Annotated in this window: 17 protein-coding genes; 2 read left to right on the top strand and 15 right to left on the bottom strand. The window is 45.0% G+C overall.

What is annotated here, in order from left to right:
- Positions 1-21: 21 nt before the first annotated feature.
- From ccpA to ACMX2I_RS06540, 11 genes are all read right to left on the bottom strand, one after another.
- The gene (ccpA, locus tag ACMX2I_RS06590; protein WP_087992830.1) at positions 22-1,026 is read right to left on the bottom strand and encodes a catabolite control protein A; all 1,005 of its coding nucleotides are present in this window, start codon (positions 1,024-1,026) and stop codon (positions 22-24) included.
- A gap of 273 nt (positions 1,027-1,299) precedes the next feature.
- The gene (locus ACMX2I_RS06585) at positions 1,300-2,376 is read right to left on the bottom strand and encodes a bifunctional 3-deoxy-7-phosphoheptulonate synthase/chorismate mutase (RefSeq protein WP_414956509.1); all 1,077 of its coding nucleotides are present in this window, start codon (positions 2,374-2,376) and stop codon (positions 1,300-1,302) included.
- A 235-nt stretch (positions 2,377-2,611) separates the two neighbouring features.
- On the bottom strand, positions 2,612-2,938 hold the full coding sequence (gene ytxJ / locus ACMX2I_RS06580; RefSeq protein WP_087992831.1) for a bacillithiol system redox-active protein YtxJ: 327 nt from the start codon (positions 2,936-2,938) through the stop codon (positions 2,612-2,614).
- A gap of 23 nt (positions 2,939-2,961) precedes the next feature.
- Positions 2,962-3,417: a YtxH domain-containing protein gene (locus tag ACMX2I_RS06575; RefSeq protein WP_087992832.1), complete on the bottom strand. Its 456-nt coding sequence runs from the start codon at positions 3,415-3,417 to the stop codon at positions 2,962-2,964.
- Between the two features lie 29 nt (positions 3,418-3,446).
- Positions 3,447-3,869 (bottom strand): DUF948 domain-containing protein, encoded by a 423-nt coding sequence (locus ACMX2I_RS06570; protein WP_148962358.1) that lies wholly within the window; start codon positions 3,867-3,869, stop codon positions 3,447-3,449.
- Positions 3,870-4,030: 161 nt separating this feature from the next.
- Positions 4,031-5,329 carry a UDP-N-acetylmuramate--L-alanine ligase gene (gene murC, locus ACMX2I_RS06565; RefSeq protein ID WP_148962359.1) on the bottom strand — a complete coding sequence of 433 codons (1,299 nt, stop codon included), beginning with the start codon at positions 5,327-5,329 and terminating at the stop codon, positions 4,031-4,033.
- A 249-nt stretch (positions 5,330-5,578) separates the two neighbouring features.
- A complete protein-coding gene (locus ACMX2I_RS06560; protein WP_414956508.1) occupies positions 5,579-8,434 on the bottom strand; it encodes a DNA translocase FtsK in 2,856 nt (951 codons plus the stop codon).
- A gap of 158 nt (positions 8,435-8,592) precedes the next feature.
- Positions 8,593-9,198: a YtpR family tRNA-binding protein gene (gene ytpR, locus ACMX2I_RS06555; RefSeq protein ID WP_148962361.1), complete on the bottom strand. Its 606-nt coding sequence runs from the start codon at positions 9,196-9,198 to the stop codon at positions 8,593-8,595.
- Positions 9,199-9,213: 15 nt separating this feature from the next.
- Positions 9,214-10,023 carry a DUF1444 domain-containing protein gene (locus ACMX2I_RS06550; protein ID WP_414956507.1) on the bottom strand — a complete coding sequence of 270 codons (810 nt, stop codon included), beginning with the start codon at positions 10,021-10,023 and terminating at the stop codon, positions 9,214-9,216.
- Positions 10,024-10,037: 14 nt separating this feature from the next.
- Complete coding sequence (locus tag ACMX2I_RS06545) at positions 10,038-10,361, bottom strand: thioredoxin family protein (RefSeq protein WP_003237915.1); 324 nt, start codon at positions 10,359-10,361, stop codon at positions 10,038-10,040.
- A 36-nt stretch (positions 10,362-10,397) separates the two neighbouring features.
- A complete protein-coding gene (locus ACMX2I_RS06540; protein WP_141113422.1) occupies positions 10,398-10,514 on the bottom strand; it encodes a hypothetical protein in 117 nt (38 codons plus the stop codon).
- Between the two features lie 77 nt (positions 10,515-10,591).
- Between ACMX2I_RS06540 and ACMX2I_RS06535 the strand changes: the two genes are divergently transcribed.
- Positions 10,592-11,038: a YtoQ family protein gene (locus tag ACMX2I_RS06535; RefSeq protein ID WP_087992838.1), complete on the top strand. Its 447-nt coding sequence runs from the start codon at positions 10,592-10,594 to the stop codon at positions 11,036-11,038.
- A 56-nt stretch (positions 11,039-11,094) separates the two neighbouring features.
- Here ACMX2I_RS06535 and ACMX2I_RS06530 read toward each other — a convergent pair whose 3' ends face one another.
- A complete protein-coding gene (locus ACMX2I_RS06530; protein ID WP_414956506.1) occupies positions 11,095-12,168 on the bottom strand; it encodes a M42 family metallopeptidase in 1,074 nt (357 codons plus the stop codon).
- Between the two features lie 158 nt (positions 12,169-12,326).
- Here ACMX2I_RS06530 and ACMX2I_RS06525 point away from each other — a divergent pair, with 158 nt between their 5' ends.
- Positions 12,327-12,644, top strand: coding sequence for a PepSY domain-containing protein (locus ACMX2I_RS06525; protein ID WP_414956505.1), 318 nt, complete (start codon positions 12,327-12,329; stop codon positions 12,642-12,644).
- 48 nt (positions 12,645-12,692) lie between these two features.
- Here ACMX2I_RS06525 and ACMX2I_RS06520 read toward each other — a convergent pair whose 3' ends face one another.
- From ACMX2I_RS06520 to trmB, 3 genes are all read right to left on the bottom strand, one after another.
- Positions 12,693-14,396 (bottom strand): NAD-dependent malic enzyme, encoded by a 1,704-nt coding sequence (locus ACMX2I_RS06520; RefSeq protein ID WP_414956504.1) that lies wholly within the window; start codon positions 14,394-14,396, stop codon positions 12,693-12,695.
- An 82-nt stretch (positions 14,397-14,478) separates the two neighbouring features.
- Positions 14,479-15,324: a YtnP family quorum-quenching lactonase gene (locus ACMX2I_RS06515; protein WP_333562020.1), complete on the bottom strand. Its 846-nt coding sequence runs from the start codon at positions 15,322-15,324 to the stop codon at positions 14,479-14,481.
- Positions 15,325-15,392: 68 nt separating this feature from the next.
- Entirely contained in the window at positions 15,393-16,034 is a 642-nt protein-coding gene (gene trmB, locus ACMX2I_RS06510; RefSeq protein ID WP_087992842.1) for a tRNA (guanosine(46)-N7)-methyltransferase TrmB, read from the bottom strand.
- Positions 16,035-16,161 lie beyond the last annotated feature (127 nt).

The raw sequence follows: 16,161 nt of genomic DNA, 5'->3' as shown, positions 1-16,161 counted from the left end.
AAGCTTGCTTTCTAGTTTTTCTTATGACTTGGTTGACTGCCTTAGCTCTATACGGTGCGGCAGTTCGACAATATGCTCTTCAACCGGCTCTTTATTCATGAGCTTCGTCAGCAGTCTCATCGCAACGGCGCCAATATCGTATGTCGGCTGAACCACTGTTGAAAGCTGCGGACGAACCATAAGGCTTAATCTCGTATTATCAAAGCCGATAATGTCGAGATCCTCAGGAATGGATAAGCCTTGATCCTGAGCCGCATGGATAATGCCGAGTGCCATTTCATCAGTTGCAGAAAGAATGGCTGTCGGTTTTTTGTCCAGGCTCATCAAATGCTGCAGCGCTTCAAGTCCGGAATCGTATGTGTAATCCCCTTCAGCAACAAATTGTTCATTAAACGGAAGATTCGCTTCTTGAAGCGCACGTTTATAGCCTTGAAGTTTTTTCGAGCGGTTGATCGGTTCTGTCATTGGTCCGGAAACGAATGCGATGTCTGTATGTCCTTTATCAACCAAAAGCTTCACTGCATCATAAATCGCCTCTTCGTAATCGATCGCGACTGACGGTGTTTCCTCCTGCTCTTCTACAGAAGCGGCAAGTACGATCGGCACTGGGGAACGCTTAAATTCCGCAACATGCTCGTCCGTAATGTTTCCGCCCATAAACACGATGCCGTCCACTTGTTTGCCGAGCATTGTGTTTAACAGGTGCAGCTCTTTCTCCATGTTTTGGTCCGAGTTGCTCAAAATGATGTTGTATTTATACATTGTCGCGATATCTTCAATCCCGCGTGCAAGCTCTGAATAGAAAATGCTTGAGATATCGGGAATGATGACTCCTACTGTTGTTGTTTTTTTGCTTGCCAGTCCTCTTGCCACCGCGTTTGGACGGTAACCGAGACGGTCAATGGCTTCCAAAACTTTTTTCCGCGTTGTCGGTTTTACATTCGGGTTGCCGTTCACGACACGGGAAACAGTTGCCATGCTTACATTAGCTTCTCTCGCTACGTCGTAGATCGTAATATTGCTCATCCTAAAACCACTCCTTTTACTGGATACACTTATCCTTATCTATAGCATAAACACTTTATGTAGAGAAATGTCATAATGTCCAAATTTATGTCGTTTATGATTTGTAAGCGTAAGTCAGTAGTTTACATTATTTTTCATTATTCATCAAATTTAAATACTTCTCATGAAATTATACACGTTTTTATAGATGATGAAAACGTATACTTGGATTTTATAACTAAATAAACGAGAAAACACAAAAAAAGGCCGCAGACGCGGCCTTTTTATTGTTTACTAAGCGTTGACTTTCACCATTGGTTTCAATTCATTCAGCCATTTTTCGAATTCAGGAATCGCCATTTGCTGAGCAGAGTCAGAAAGTGCGACTGACGGATCAGGGTGAACCTCAGCCATTACGCCGTCTGCGCCGATCGCTAAAGCAGCTTTAGCTGTCGGAAGCAAGAGGTCGCGGCGGCCAGTTGAATGCGTCACATCAACAAAGACAGGCAAATGCGTTTCTTGTTTCAAAATCGGTACAGCAGAAATATCCAGCGTGTTTCTCGTTGCTGTTTCATATGTTCTGATACCGCGTTCACAAAGAATGATTTGATCGTTTCCTTGTGACATGATGTATTCAGCGGCATTGATGAATTCAGAGATCGTTGCAGCAAGTCCGCGCTTCAGAAGCACTGGCTTTTTCACTGAGCCGGCCGCTTTCAGCAATTCAAAGTTTTGCATGTTGCGCGCTCCGATTTGAACCACATCAATGTAGTCCAGCGCTTCTTCGATATGAGCCGGAGTTACGATTTCACTGATCACTGCCAGATCAAATTCGTCCGCTACACGTTTTAAAATTTGAAGGCCTTCAACACCAAGACCTTGGAAATCGTATGGGCTCGTACGAGGCTTAAAGGCTCCTCCGCGCAAAATTTTAATTCCTTGTTTTTTCGCAGCTGCAGCCACTTCAGCCACCTGCTCGTAGCTCTCTACCGCACATGGCCCGACAATAAATCTTTGCTGGCCGTCTCCGATTTTTTCACCTTTAATATCTACAATTGTATCTTCAGGTTTTTTCTTGCGCGAGACAAGCAGCGCTTTGCTGTGATCTTCTTCTTGAAGCTCTAAACCGGCTTTGAATATCTCTTTAAAAATGTGCTGGATGGTGGAGTTTTCGAAAGGACCATCATTGTTTTCAATGATATTGTTTAACATTGTGCGTTCTCTGACAGGGTCAAATCGATTGACACCCTGTGCTTCTTTCGCTTTACCGATCTCTTTTACAACATTTCCGCGTTCGTTGATTAATTTTAAAATTTGTAGGTTTAATTCGTCTGCTTTCTGCCTTAAAAGCTCTAACTCTGTGTTGCTCATTTTTTTCATCCTTTCCCTGCACATTCATTTTTTATTTTGTAGTTATCATGCATCTTACTATAAGTAATTCCAAATGGAAATACTGAAATAAAAAAAATTTTATAAAAACTCCTCTTTATTACCCAAACGCTTTTAAGTGATAAAGTGATCTATGAAGCTATCCTACATCATGTGAGGGCAATGTTCAAGGGTTTTTTCAAAAAAAAAGCGCCAGATTGAATCTGGACGCTTTTTTCTATGACAAATGCTGCTTGATGCCCGCTTCTGTAATTTGTGAATGTGAGGTATGCCATTTCACTTCACCGTTTTGGATGACGAAAACCTGAGGGCTTTCGTGCTTTACGCCGTATGTTTCTGCGATGAAATTTGACAGCGGCCGGGCTTCTTGTACTTGCAGATAGTAAGCCGGCACATCCTCATGCTGATTTGCAAAGGCAACAAACTCATGAAATGCTGCCTGGCTGATCGGGCATGTGGTACTGTGTTTAAAGAAGACGAAAGTGCCTTCCTGTTCTGCAATCCGTTTAAATTCTTCCTCAGATTGAATAAGCTGTTTTGCCATGGCTCAAGATCTTCCTTCCCGGCTCAGCGATTGATATGCTCAGCCTGTTTTTGCGCATCTTTCAGTTCGTCTTTTACATCTTCTTTCGTTTGAAGGACCTGATCTTTTGTTTCGCCGGCCGCCTGCATCGCTTCTTCTCTCATTTCTTGCATATCAGTTGATGAATCCGTTTTTGCAGATTTAGACCGGTCTCTTAAATCCTTCACCTTGTTCATGATCTGCCCTGACTGATCCGCTACAAGCTGTGTGATGTTCGATGTTTTGTCTTTTGCGATGCTGACATATTGCGTGCCTTTTTCCTTCGCATCTGCCGTCATTTTGTCAGTTTTGTCCCGCAAAGCAACAGCTTGGCTGCCAAGATCGTCACGAAGTTCTTTGCCTGATTTCGGCGCTAGAAAAAGAGCGGTAGTGGCACCGATGATTCCCCCGATTAAAGTTCCGATTAAAAAATCTTTACTATTAATTCCATCTTTGCTCATCATTATTCCTCCTCATAGTGTTTTTTCTCTTACAGAGCCGACTTTTTCTTTTGCTTCCATTTCTCCCAAATTTCCATTGCTGCTTGGCTCCATGTGACAACTTGATTGATCTTGTCTTGATTTTCTCTTACTGATGCCGATACAGACCCCGCCGCCTGTTTCATGGATGTATTGAACTGCTGTACAGAAGTGCCCACTCCTTGAACAGCATGGACGACCGTGTTCAACTTTTCTGATTTTTCCTGAATATCTTCAGCCAGGCGGTTGGTCTTATGTAAAAGCTCGGCTGTTTCAGTTGTGATGCCCTTCATTTGTCCCTCCAGCCCTTCGAGAGTGGATGCGACATGTTTTAGGGTCAGCTGCAGTGACTTCAATGTCTTAGACAAGTAGATCACTAATACGAGAAATGCGACTGCGATGAGTGCAACGCTTAAATAAAGAATAATAATCATCTTAAACCTCCTTGCTGCAGGATATACTGCTGTTTACCCGTTTTCATAAATCATAAACATGTATACTGGGCTGTATACATAGTATTCTCCATTATGTAAGAAAATCCTTTAACAAGCTTTCCATCAGATAAATAAAAAGCAGTGAGAACACTGCTTTTTTATTATGCCATGACGTTTTCGTAGGCTCTCATATATTTTTGAATATCTCCTGCTCCCATAAAGATGAGAACGGCTTTTTCATGAGCTTTTAAAACAGATGTATCATGTTCTTCAATGAGCTTTGCATTATGAATTTTTCCCTGCAGGTCACCGATCGTCAGCTTTCCTGCATTCTCCCGGGCTGAGCCGAAAATATCGCATAAATACACACAATCAGCCCCGCTCAGGCTTTCTGCGAATTGGTCAAGGAATTGGTGCGTCCGCGTAAATGTGTGAGGCTGGAATACCGCGACGATTTCACGATCAGGATATTTCTGTCTTGCCGCCTCAATTGTCACTTTTATTTCTGTCGGGTGATGAGCGTAATCATCAATCAGCACTTGATCCCCGAGCTGCTTCTCATTGAATCTGCGTTTGACGCCGCCGAATGATTTGAGGGCATGCTTAATGATGTTGGAATCAATTTCCTCATAATGGCATAACGCAATGACCGCCAATGAGTTTAATACATTGTGGTGGCCGTACGCAGGAATATAAAACGTATCATAGAATGTATTGCGGACAAATACATCGAAAGTTGTCCCTTCCGTGCTTTTTACGATGTTTCTGGCTTGAAAATCATTTTCTTCCCCAGTGCCGTAATACACAACCGGGACGTTCGCATGAATTTTCGGCAGATGCTCATCATCTCCGCAGGCAATAATGCCTTTGTTGACTTGAAGAGCCATCTCTTGGAAAGCGTCAAACACATCGTCAATGTTTGAGAAGTAATCAGGGTGATCAAAATCAATATTCGTCATGATCGCGTAGTCAGGCTGATAGCTTAAGAAATGGCGGCGGTATTCGCACGCTTCAAATACAAAGTATTCGCTGTTTTCATTTCCCTGGCCCGTTCCGTCCCCGATTAAGAAAGAGGTCGGTTTTGCGTTTTGGATCACGTGAGCCAGCAGGCCCGTAGTCGACGTTTTTCCGTGTGCGCCCGTAACGGCAACACTGGTGAATTTTTTCATATAGTCGCCTAAAAACTTATGATAACGTATCACCGGAATTCCTTCAGACATGGCTTTTTCAATCTCTGGATGCGTGTCTGGGAATGCGTTTCCGGCAATGACTGTCATGTCGGGTTTGATATTATCCGCGCTAAAAGGAAGAACCGTAATATTTCTTTTTTCAAGCGCTGTTTGCGTAAAAATAAACTTTTCGATATCCGATCCTTGGACAGTATATCCATTATCATGAAGTATTTGGGCAAGCGGACTCATACCCGTCCCTTTTATTCCAACAAAATGATAAACAGTCATAATTGTACCTCCAACAAACGTCTATCTGTTCCCCAGTATATGACGCTCATTTCAATTTGCGACCGCGGCGGCGAAAAGCCGCCCTTAGCGGCGTATTTTTATATGTTTTGTTATGTTCAGTATCCGGTTATTTCTTTCCGATTAAACCTAGATATCAAGATTTGTCTATGCGCATCTCCTGTAAAGCGGCATAGCTGTTAAATGCTCTAAACACTATCATACCATGTTTGGTGTGAAAATGAACCCATATTATTCGTTTATTAAATCACTTGCTGTGATCAGCACCTCACGAGGTTTGCTTCCTTTTGCCTCAGAGATCATGCCTTCCGCTTCCATCATATCAATCAGCCTTGCCGCGCGATTGTATCCGATTCTGAATCTTCTTTGCAGGCTTGAAGTGCTCGCGCTGTTTTGCTCAACCACATACTCACACGCTTCGTCAAACAGTTCATCCTCTTCTTTCAGGGCTGAGCCTTGTCTTACCAGCTCTTCTTGTTCAAATAAATAGGTTGGCGGCATTTGATTTCTGACGTGGGAAACGACGCGGTCGATTTCGCGGTCCGATACAAAGTTGCCTTGCAGGCGGACCGGTTTTCCCGAGCCGTTTTCCAAAAAGAGCATATCGCCTTTTCCGAGAAGCTTTTCCGCACCGGCTATATCAATAATTGTTCGGGAATCAACCTGGCTTGAGACAGAAAATGCGATTCTCGTCGGGATATTCGCCTTAATCAGACCGGTAATGACATCGACTGACGGCCGCTGAGTTGCGACGAGCAGATGGATTCCGCACGCTCTGGCTTTTTGGGCAATCCGCGCAATGCTCTCTTCTACATCATTTGGAGCCACCATCATCAAATCAGCAAGCTCATCAATAACCACAACTAAATAAGGCAGCTTTTCGCCCGTGTGATGATCTGCAGTTAATTGATTAAACCGGTCAATGTCGCGGACTCCCGAATGGGCAAACAGCTCATAGCGCCGCTCCATTTCCTCAACGACCCATTTTAAAGCAGCCGTAGCCGCTTTGGCGTCAGTGATGACCGGGCTGACGAGATGAGGAATTTTATTGTAGGGAGCCAGCTCTACCATTTTCGGATCAATCAGCAGCACCTTTACTTCACTCGGATCAGCTTTATACAGCAGGCTGACTAATATTGTATTGATGCATACGCTTTTCCCCGAGCCCGTAGCACCGGCAATCAAGCCATGCGGCATTTTCTTCAAGTCGATGACGACAGGATTTCCTGAGATATCCAATCCCAGTGCTGCCGTAAGCGGTGACTTGCTTGTCCTGAAAGCTGAGCTGCGAATCATCTGGCGTAAATCAACCACCTTGCTCGTGCGGTTCGGAACTTCAATTCCGATCGTGTTTTTCCCCGGAATCGGCGCTTCGATCCGAATATCTTTTGCGGACAGGCTGAGTTTAATATCATCAGACAAGTTGGTGATTTTATTCACTTTTACGCCTGGCTCAGGATGCACTTCGAATCTTGTGACAGACGGCCCCTGAGTCACATGGACGACATTGGCGCGGACATTGAAATTTTTCAGGGTCAAATCAAGAAGCTGGCGCTGTTCTTCGATCCACGCAGTATCATCTTGAACTTGCGCTGGCGGGACGTCAAGCAGTGCAACATTCGGAAACACATAGCTGCCGCGGCGCTCCTCTGCTTTTTGCTGTTTGTGCGTATCTCTTTTCAGCATCATGACATTAAAAGGAACGGACGGCCCTTTTTGAGGAGATGCGCTTTGTTCAGTATGTTTCTCCTGCATGACAGGCCTTTTTTGCGATTCATCTGCAGCTGCATGTGTCTCTTCTTCACGGATCTCCCTCGGGTTTTCACGGGCTTCAGAAAACGGTCTGGAACCCAGTTCCATGTTGTCATCGTGCTCCGATTCTATATGATTGTCTGGCTGAACATCTATCTTCGTGTCCTCAGTTTCTATTATGCTGCCTGATGGCTCTTCTGATTCTTTGGCTTCTGTTTCTGCTTGAGTCAGAGCCTCAGATGCTGAACGCCCATAGCCAGCATGCGAGAAAGGCTCTTCCTGTTGAATTTCTATTTGCTCTTCTCGAACAGCAGGGGTCTCAGCAGTTTCTGGCGCGCTTGCGCGTTCATTATTTACTGCGCTGTCTGACGGCTCTTCTGATAATTCAGCCTCAGATACTGCCTCTGTCAGAGACTCAGGTGCTTTTTGTTCCTCATCATATTCAGCTTGGAAGACAAGTTCTTCTAATTTCTCAGGCTGTTTTACTGCTAGTTCTTCTTGATTCTCAGCCGTTTCAGTGTCTTCAAGGTTTACCCTGCTGTCTGACGATTCTTCTTGTCTCTCGGTCACGGTATTTGTCAGTGTCTCAGGCTTTTCATCAGGTTCAGCAGCGAAGAAAGACGCCTCTTTTTCTGGCTGCTGAATGCCGGATGCAGCTGGCCCTTTGTTATCTGACGGCTCGGCTGGGTTCTTCGCCAACACTTCATCACACTCTGCAGACTTTCCGTTTAAGACACCAGAAGGCTGTTCTTCAAATTGGGTATCCCGGAGGAAAGACCCTTCTTTTACGTGCTGTTCCGCTCTGTCAGCAGCTGGATCTGTATAGAAGCGTTCACGTTCAATTTCTTCAGACAGCAGTGTTACCTTCTCTTTTTCAACAGATTTGTCCGGTGCCTTCAATGCGTCGGAAGGCTGTTTCGGCACATCCTTATTGACGGATGGTTTTTGATTGAATCCATATATAGGCGAAGGGATGTTTGTCGGTTTAAACGGTTTCTTCGCCGGCTCTGATGTTTGATATGTATGCTGCTCTTTTTCATTTTTCGGGCGGTCCTTGTGCGGTGCGGCGCTTGGTCGGGGCGCGGATTGCGGCTTGTCCGATGGTGCGCGGCGCCTTCTCAGCTCATGATTGTTGTATCCATCAGGCACGACTGGAAAACGGAACTTGCCGTTTGGATATTCATAATATATTTTAGGATCTTCCAATCTTTTTAATTGTCCTTCGGAATGATGTACTTCTTGTTGCTGCGGAATTTGAGCGGGTTTTGTTTCCCGTTCAGCATCCTCTTTGCTCTCGCCTAAAAACAAATCAAAAAATTTATGAAGCCAACTCATAATTTATCTCTAACTCCCTTATAGTTTTATGGGACGTTTTTTAGTATACCATTGCTGGTCTGCCCAGAAAAGATTAAGCTTTCAGCAAAACAAAGCCGCTAAACAAGGGCTTAGCGGCTTTTCACATGATTCGTTTTTTTGGGCGGATTTATGGGAGTCTAAAACTGAAATGCGTCTCCCGCCTCATGGTCTCCTTCTAACACAAGGATTCCTTTTTCAGCCGGGGCATCCGGCAAAGCGAGCTCTTTTGCTGAACAGATCATTCCGCTTGACGGAACGCCGCGAAGCTCAGCATCCTTAATGACAAGTCCGCTCGGCATCACAGCTCCGACTTTGGCAACGACCACTTTTTGTCCTTGGTCAACATTAGGCGCGCCGCAGACGATCTGAAGCGTTTCTTCTCCTACATTGACTTTACATACGCTTAATTTATCCGCGTTCGGATGTTTTTCTTTTGATTCCACATATCCAACAACAAACTTCGGAGATAAATCAACGACTACTGTTTCTTCAACGCCGTTTCGGTTTAGAATCTCATTTACATCTTGCACGAACGTTTCTGAGAGCGCAACAGGGCCGTTTTCATCAATGGTCAAGTAAGAAGACGCGTTGAAAATGTTGAAGCCCGTTGTTTCCTTTGTTTCGTTATTAAAAATCTTAACGACATCGCCGTGTTTTTCATAGCCTATTTGTTCGCGTGTCACATCTTGAAGAGAGATCAGAAGCGTATCTCCCACACCTTCATTATTATAAAATGCGTTCATAAGTAAAAATCCTTTCTAATCCTTTTTCGGACGGCTTTTCGCCAGGATAAACACCGGTTCCAGCTTTCCTTCATTGTACAAAAATGAAAGGGCTGTAATGGGAACGGTGCCGCCAGCAAAGAAGCTCATCGACATTTGCCCTAGAATATCATACCCCGATTCATTCCGGATGTCAGCAAGAATCAGAACGTCCTGATGCGGAACAGAGATCGCCAGCTCACCTTCTGCACGTTCCTTGTACTCATTTAAAATCGCTTCGTTCAGAATCCGGCTGGCGTCGTAACCGTCGTTTGCTCTGAAGAAATAAAAGTGATTGCCCGCAACTGTATCCTCTTTGACAACCGCCGGCAGGGAACGGAGATTAAATGCAGCCGTCTCTCTGATCCGCTCTTTTGTCCAGTTTTCTTTCTCAAGCATGCGCTGATCGATTAAACGGTAGGTTTTCCCGAGGTCAAGCGCGTAATAAATTCTTGTCTCTGCGGTATGATCATCATAAATGAGCGGAATATCTTCGCTGGACTTGTCCGGGAAAGAAGTCGAGCGGATCACCGGGTAAATACGGCTTTCTTTTCCGGACATTCCCTGAGCCTTCCCTTCCATTGCCGTCATTGCTTCTGAGACGTAATACACAATTTCATCAATGGCTTCGTCTTTTTTCAGCTCCCATTTTGCAATAATCGGCGGCAGGTCGAGCGTAATTCCTTTTTTGGTTGTTTGATCCTCAACACGGAGGGTGTCTTTTTCTCTGTCAAACAGAAAGGAGCGATTCACGTGCTGAAGGCGCTGTTTCAGGATATCTGACAGCTTCCTTGAGGTCATTTTCAAATCGATGTCCTCCTTTACGCTTTAGCGAGAGAGTCTGTTAAAAATTGTTCAATTTCTTCTTTTGTTTTGCGGTCTTTGCTCACAAAACGATTCACTTCTTTTCCTTCATTAAATACAACAAAGCTTGGGATTCCGTAAATTTCCCACTCTGCACACGTATCAATGAATTTGTCGCGGTCTACGTAGTAGTAAGTGAATTCAGGGAAGTTCGCTTCCAGTTCAGGCAGAAAAGGCTCTACAAAACGGCAATCAGGGCACCAGTCAGCTGAAAACATAAATACCGCCCAATCATCCTTTACCGCTTTTTCCAGCTCTTGAGTTGATTCAATTTTTTTCATTTCTTATCCCTCCAGTTGTTATTCTTACATGTTGGTTTATCGATACTCGTCCATTTGGATCATACCAAACTGCTTGCGGCAAAACCACCTATATGCAACGAATGAATATGTAAGATTGGCTTTCTCATTATCATTATCATATTTTATTTGCATTATCAAGCTCGTTTCGTTTAACATCGTGTTCATGAGGGTCAAATTTACAGCTGGACATACATAAGGAGGGATTCAGTATGAAGTTTATCGTCTATTTAGCTGGAGAAATCCACAGCAATTGGCGGGAAGAAATCAAAGAGAAAACAAAATCACTGAAGCTGCCGATTACGTTTGTCGGCCCGATGGAGAATCATGACCGCTCAGACAATATCGGAGAAGAAATTGTGGGCGTTCAGCCAAATGCCGTTTTGAAGGATGACAAAGCCTCTGACATGAACAACTTCAGAACCGCTGTCCTGATGAATAAAGCAGACTTTGTGATCGCTCTGTTTGGCGAAAAATACAAACAGTGGAATACGGCAATGGATGCCTCATATGCGATTGCAAAAGGAAAACCCCTGATTATCATCCGGCCGGAATCGCTCCATCATCCTTTAAAAGAGCTTTCCAACAAAGCAAATATAACGGTTGAAACCGTGAATCAAGCCATTAAAGCCCTTTCCTATCTATTTGAAACAGAATAAGAAAAAAGCTTGTCGAGCCGGGCTTACTGCCCCGTTCAACAAGCTTTCATAAAATCTTACATATTTTCTTTAATCGCATCCACCGTCTGCTTATCGCAGGCTGTCACAAGTTTGATGAGCATTTCTTTAGCAGCAGCATAATCATCAATATGAATGATCGAAGCGTTCGTATGAATGTAGCGTGAACAAATTCCGATAACCGCTGACGGAACGCCGCTGTTCGAAATATGAACTCTGCCCGCATCCGTTCCCCCGCCGGATACAAAATATTGATACGGAATGTCATGCGTTTCCGCCATATCAAGAACAAATTCTCTCATTCCGCGGTGCATGACTGTCGTTCTGTCAAGAATGCGAAGCAAAAAGCCTTTTCCAAGCTGGCCAAATTCGTTTTTGTCTCCGCTCATATCGTTTGCCGGGCTGGCGTCAAGGGCGAAAAACAAGTCCGGTTTAATCATATGGGAAGCCGTCTGCGCGCCCCTGAGCCCTACTTCTTCTTGAACGGTCGCACCCGCATAGAGCGTGTTCGGAAGTTCTTTTCCGTGCAATTCCTTCAGAAGTTCAATGCTCAAGCCGCAGCCATATCGGTTATCCCATGCTTTTGATAAAAGTTTCTTTTCATTCGCCATCGTCGTAAACGGACACACAGGCACAATCTGCTGTCCCGGTTTTATGCCGATTTTAATAGCGTCTTCCTTATCATCCGCTCCAATATCGATCATCATGTTTTTGACATCCATCGGGCGGTTTCGCTGAGCATCTGTCAGCAGGTGAGGCGGTATGCTTGAAATCACACCCGGAACCGACCCGTTATCTGTTTGAATTTCAACTCGCTGCGCCAGCAGCACCTGGCTCCACCAGCCCCCAAGCGTCTGAAATCTGAGCAGCCCGTTGTCTGTAATGGATGTTACCATGAAGCCGACTTCGTCCATATGCCCGGCTACCATGATTCTCGGTGCGCCCTCTTCACCCTTTCTGACTCCGAAAACACTTCCCAGTCTGTCCTGAACGATGTCATCGGCATATTTGGCCAGCTCCTGCTTCATAAAAGCACGAACCTGATGCTCATTGCCCGGCGCGCCGGGAAGCTGCGTCAGTGTTTGGAAAAGCGCTTTCGTTTTTTGATTCATGTTTTCCCCTCATTTCTATGTAGTCCCTTTATTTTATTCGAAAAAATCTAGTTTTCCAAGCACCGTGACCGAATCTGCTCCATCAGCTGCGTATTGCTTAACAGGATTTGGCGGTTTCTGTATAATGAAAAGTACGATCAACCAGGAGGTGCTTTATTATGAAATTGCGTCATCTTCTTTTAGGAGCAGGACTCGGCATTTGTACGGCCGTCGTTGTGAAACAGTATGTGATGAAGCCTTATATTTCTTCAGAAAAAGCGCTTCGAATTGTAAAATCCGCTTTTAAGCAGCGGGGACCGATTGACGGATCATGGATTTACACCCAGCCGGAGCCTTATAATATGAACGGAGAAACGGTACAGGTATACAAAACCGGCATTACACGATCCGCTTTCGGAGAATTAGAGCAGTATGAAGTCATGGTGGATGCGAAAACAGGGGAAATTGTAGATGTCATTGATACAATCGCCTCCTAACGCCGGACAAGCATAAAATAGAAGCCGCTGCTCATGCAGCGGCCTTTTTTATGATATCGCGCGGATCGGTTTATATACCGGATACCACATCGCATCCTGCACAGCCTGTATGATGTCTTCAGGCTCTTCCGTCGCAACGCCTTCCTTAATCGCGGTTTTAGCCACTTCCACCGCAACAGTTGCCGATACAGTCCGCAAATCCTCTATCTTCGGCAGCATCGGCGCGCCCGGCACTCCGACATTGACCATACTTGCGATCGCCCGGGCACATGCTTCAAACATGCCATCGGTTATTAATTTTGATTTGGTGACAATCGTTCCAAGCCCAAGTCCCGGGAAGACAAGCGCGTTGTTTGCCTGGCCGATATGGTACGTCACGCCGTTATATTCCACTGGCGGGAACGGGCTTCCTGTCGTGACAAGCGCGCGGCCTTCTGTCCATTCGATCAAATCCTGAGGTTTCGCTTCAGAAAGAGCTGTCGGATTCGACATTGGCAAAATGGCCGGCCGTTTCACATGTGAAGCCATTTCTTTTACAATTTCTTCAGTAAACGCGCCTGAAACAGTTGATGTCCCGATCAGAATCGTCGGTTTCGCCTGCCGGACCACTTCAAGGAGATCAATACCTCCGCCTTCTCCCTTTCGCTGATAATCCTTGACCTCATCAGCCGAACGTGCGTATGGCTTTTGGAAATCAAAAAGCTGTTCCATATCATCTGTTAACAATCCGTTTCGGTCTATGCACCAGAAGCGTTTGAAAGATTCTTCCTCACTCAATCCTTCTCGCACCAAAGCCTCGCGCAGCTGTTCAGCAATCCCGATACCTGCCGTACCCGCTCCGAAGATGACGACTCTGTGATCTCTCAGCGGCACTTTAGACGCTTTTGCACAGGATAAAACGGCCGCCAGTGAAACAGCGCCTGTACCTTGGATATCATCATTAAACGTACAAATCTTATCTTTATACCGTTTCAAAATGCTGCGCGCGTTTTTCGCTCCGAAATCTTCCCAGTGCAGCAATGCATTCGGGAATGTCTCTCTCGCCAGCGCAACATAATCGTCAATAAATTGGTCATAGCGTTCCCCGCGCACTCTGGAATGCTGGTTGCCGACATAAAGCGGGTCGTTCAAGAGGCTCTCCTGGTTTGTCCCCGCATCTAAAACAACAGCCAGCACTCTGCTCGGATCTATGCCGGCAGCCGCCGTATAAACCGCTAGCTTGCCGATAGAAATCGCAATCCCGCCGACACCCCAGTCTCCGATTCCTAAAATACCTTCCGCATCAGTTGCTACAATTAAATCGATCGTATCGCGTTGATCTTTATACTGTTTAAATGCTTCTCTCATACCGTCCGGGTCATCGATTGACAAATAAAGCCCTCTTGGCTTTCTGTATTCATGGCTGTATCTCTGGATCGCCGTTCCCACTGTCGGAGTATAGACAATGGGAAGCATTTCCCCTAAATGGTCATTTAAGAGTCGGTAAAACAGCGTTTCGTTCCGATCGTGCAGCGCGGTTAAATAGACATTTTTGCTCAAATCATCAGGCTGTGCGGAATATTGTTCGTACGCTCTTTTCGCTTGATCTTCAATCGTTAATACCTTTGGCGGCAGAAAGCCTTTTAAACCTAGTTCTTTTCTTTCTTCCTCAGTAAAAGCAACACCTTTGTTCAAAAAAGGAACAGAGAGTACTTCAAGGCCTCTTAACGTTGTTTGAATGTCTCCTTCGTTTGTTACTTTGAATTGTTTCACCCTGCCTCTTCCTTTCTGAGCATAATTAGTACTAGGTTTGCATTATTAGCCGGAAAACATGCAGGGCAAACATTAAAATATGCTATGGCTTCTTGCGCTTGACTGCATCTTTGATGCTTCCATCCTCATCCCATTTCAGCGCGTGATACTGGGCGTCATGGTAAAAAATAAACCAAGCGTCTTTTTCCGCCGCAAATGCCTGCCATTTCTGCTTTTGCGGTATAGAGGTCATTGGATAATCATCATAAGCCAGCACCCATAGCGGATTGCGGTGGGCGTGTGTCGGCATTAAATCTGCCATATGTACGGCGGTTTCACCCGCATCCTCGCATATTAGCACACTGTGTCCGTCACTATGTCCCCCGGTATGATGCATTGTAATCCCCTCTGTGATCGTTAAGGTGTCTTCAAAGGTTTTGACTTGGCCGGCAATAGCCTCCCAGTTTTCTTTCCAATACGTATTTTTCGATCTGATATTCGGATGGCGCATTTCATTCCATTCAACAGCCGATGCATAAATCACTGCATTCGGAAAGACAGAGACGAGCTGTTCTCCTTCATATTCTGTTAAACCGCATGCGTGGTCGAAATGAAGATGTGTCATAGCAATCACGTCTATATCATCAACCGTTAATCCGAGTGCCGCTAATGATGGTTTCACATTCGACTCTTGTGTCACGCCATAGTTTCGTTTTTGTTTTTCAGACATCTTTCCGGACCCGATTCCTGCGTCGACGATGATATTGAGCCCGTCCTTTTGAATGAATATAGGGTCTGTCCTTAGTTCAATCTGGTTATTTTCATTGACTGGATATTTTTTAGACCATAACGGCTTTGGAACGACGCCAAACATGGCGCCTCCGTCCATATGTGTCACGCCTCCGTCAAGCCAGGTCAACGTGATATTTCCAATTTTCATTGTTTTCATTTTCATCCCCCCTGTCATCATGGTAGCAAACGGCCCATAAAAAAAACAGACTCCTGTCAGAGTCTGTTTTACGTTCTCCATTCAACCTCAGCCCGATAGATCGGCTGGCCAAGCGCTGAAAATTTTTCTTCATATTCTGTCATAATGTTGCCTTCCAGATTGCTGTTATGCAAATCGAGACTGACATATGTCAGCAGCAGGCCGTATTCAGAGAAGCTTTTCAAAGAGTACTCAAACAAGCCGCGGTTGTCCGTTTTAAAATGAATCGCTCCGCCTTTTCCCATCACTTCTTCATATTTTTTGAGGAAGTGGGAATACGTCAGACGGCGTTTTTCATGACGGTTTTTCGGCCAAGGATCAGAAAAGTTCAAGTAGACCCGATTGACTTCACCCGGCTCAAATACATCCGTCAGCGTGTCCGCATCTATATTCAGAAGCTTTACATTCGTTGCTTCGCTATCTTTTACTTTTTGGACGGCTGTCACGATGACGCTTTTAAATAACTCAATCCCAATATAATTGATGTCTGGATTTTGTTTGCCCATTCCAGAAATGAATTGCCCTTTTCCTGTCCCAACCTCGATATGAATCGGATTGTCGTTGCCAAACACTGTGTTCCATTTCCCTTTATAATCAGCAGGGTTGCTGATGGCAATATGTGCGTTTTCAGCCAAAAAGTCATCAGCCCAAGGCTTGTGGCGCATTCTCATATGATTGACACCTCTATCTATTATTTCGACTAACAACATACCATGAATTAAAAAGACCCGCAAGCTCGTTTTTTAAAGCGTGCCCGCTAAAGCTGAGTATATAAAAAAAAGAGGTTTCCGTCTGCCG

Source organism: Bacillus sp. SW14, assembly GCF_047608225.1.
Classification (GTDB): Bacteria; Bacillota; Bacilli; order Bacillales; family Bacillaceae; genus Bacillus; species Bacillus subtilis_G.
This window is presented reverse-complemented; position numbering and strand designations above follow the sequence as displayed.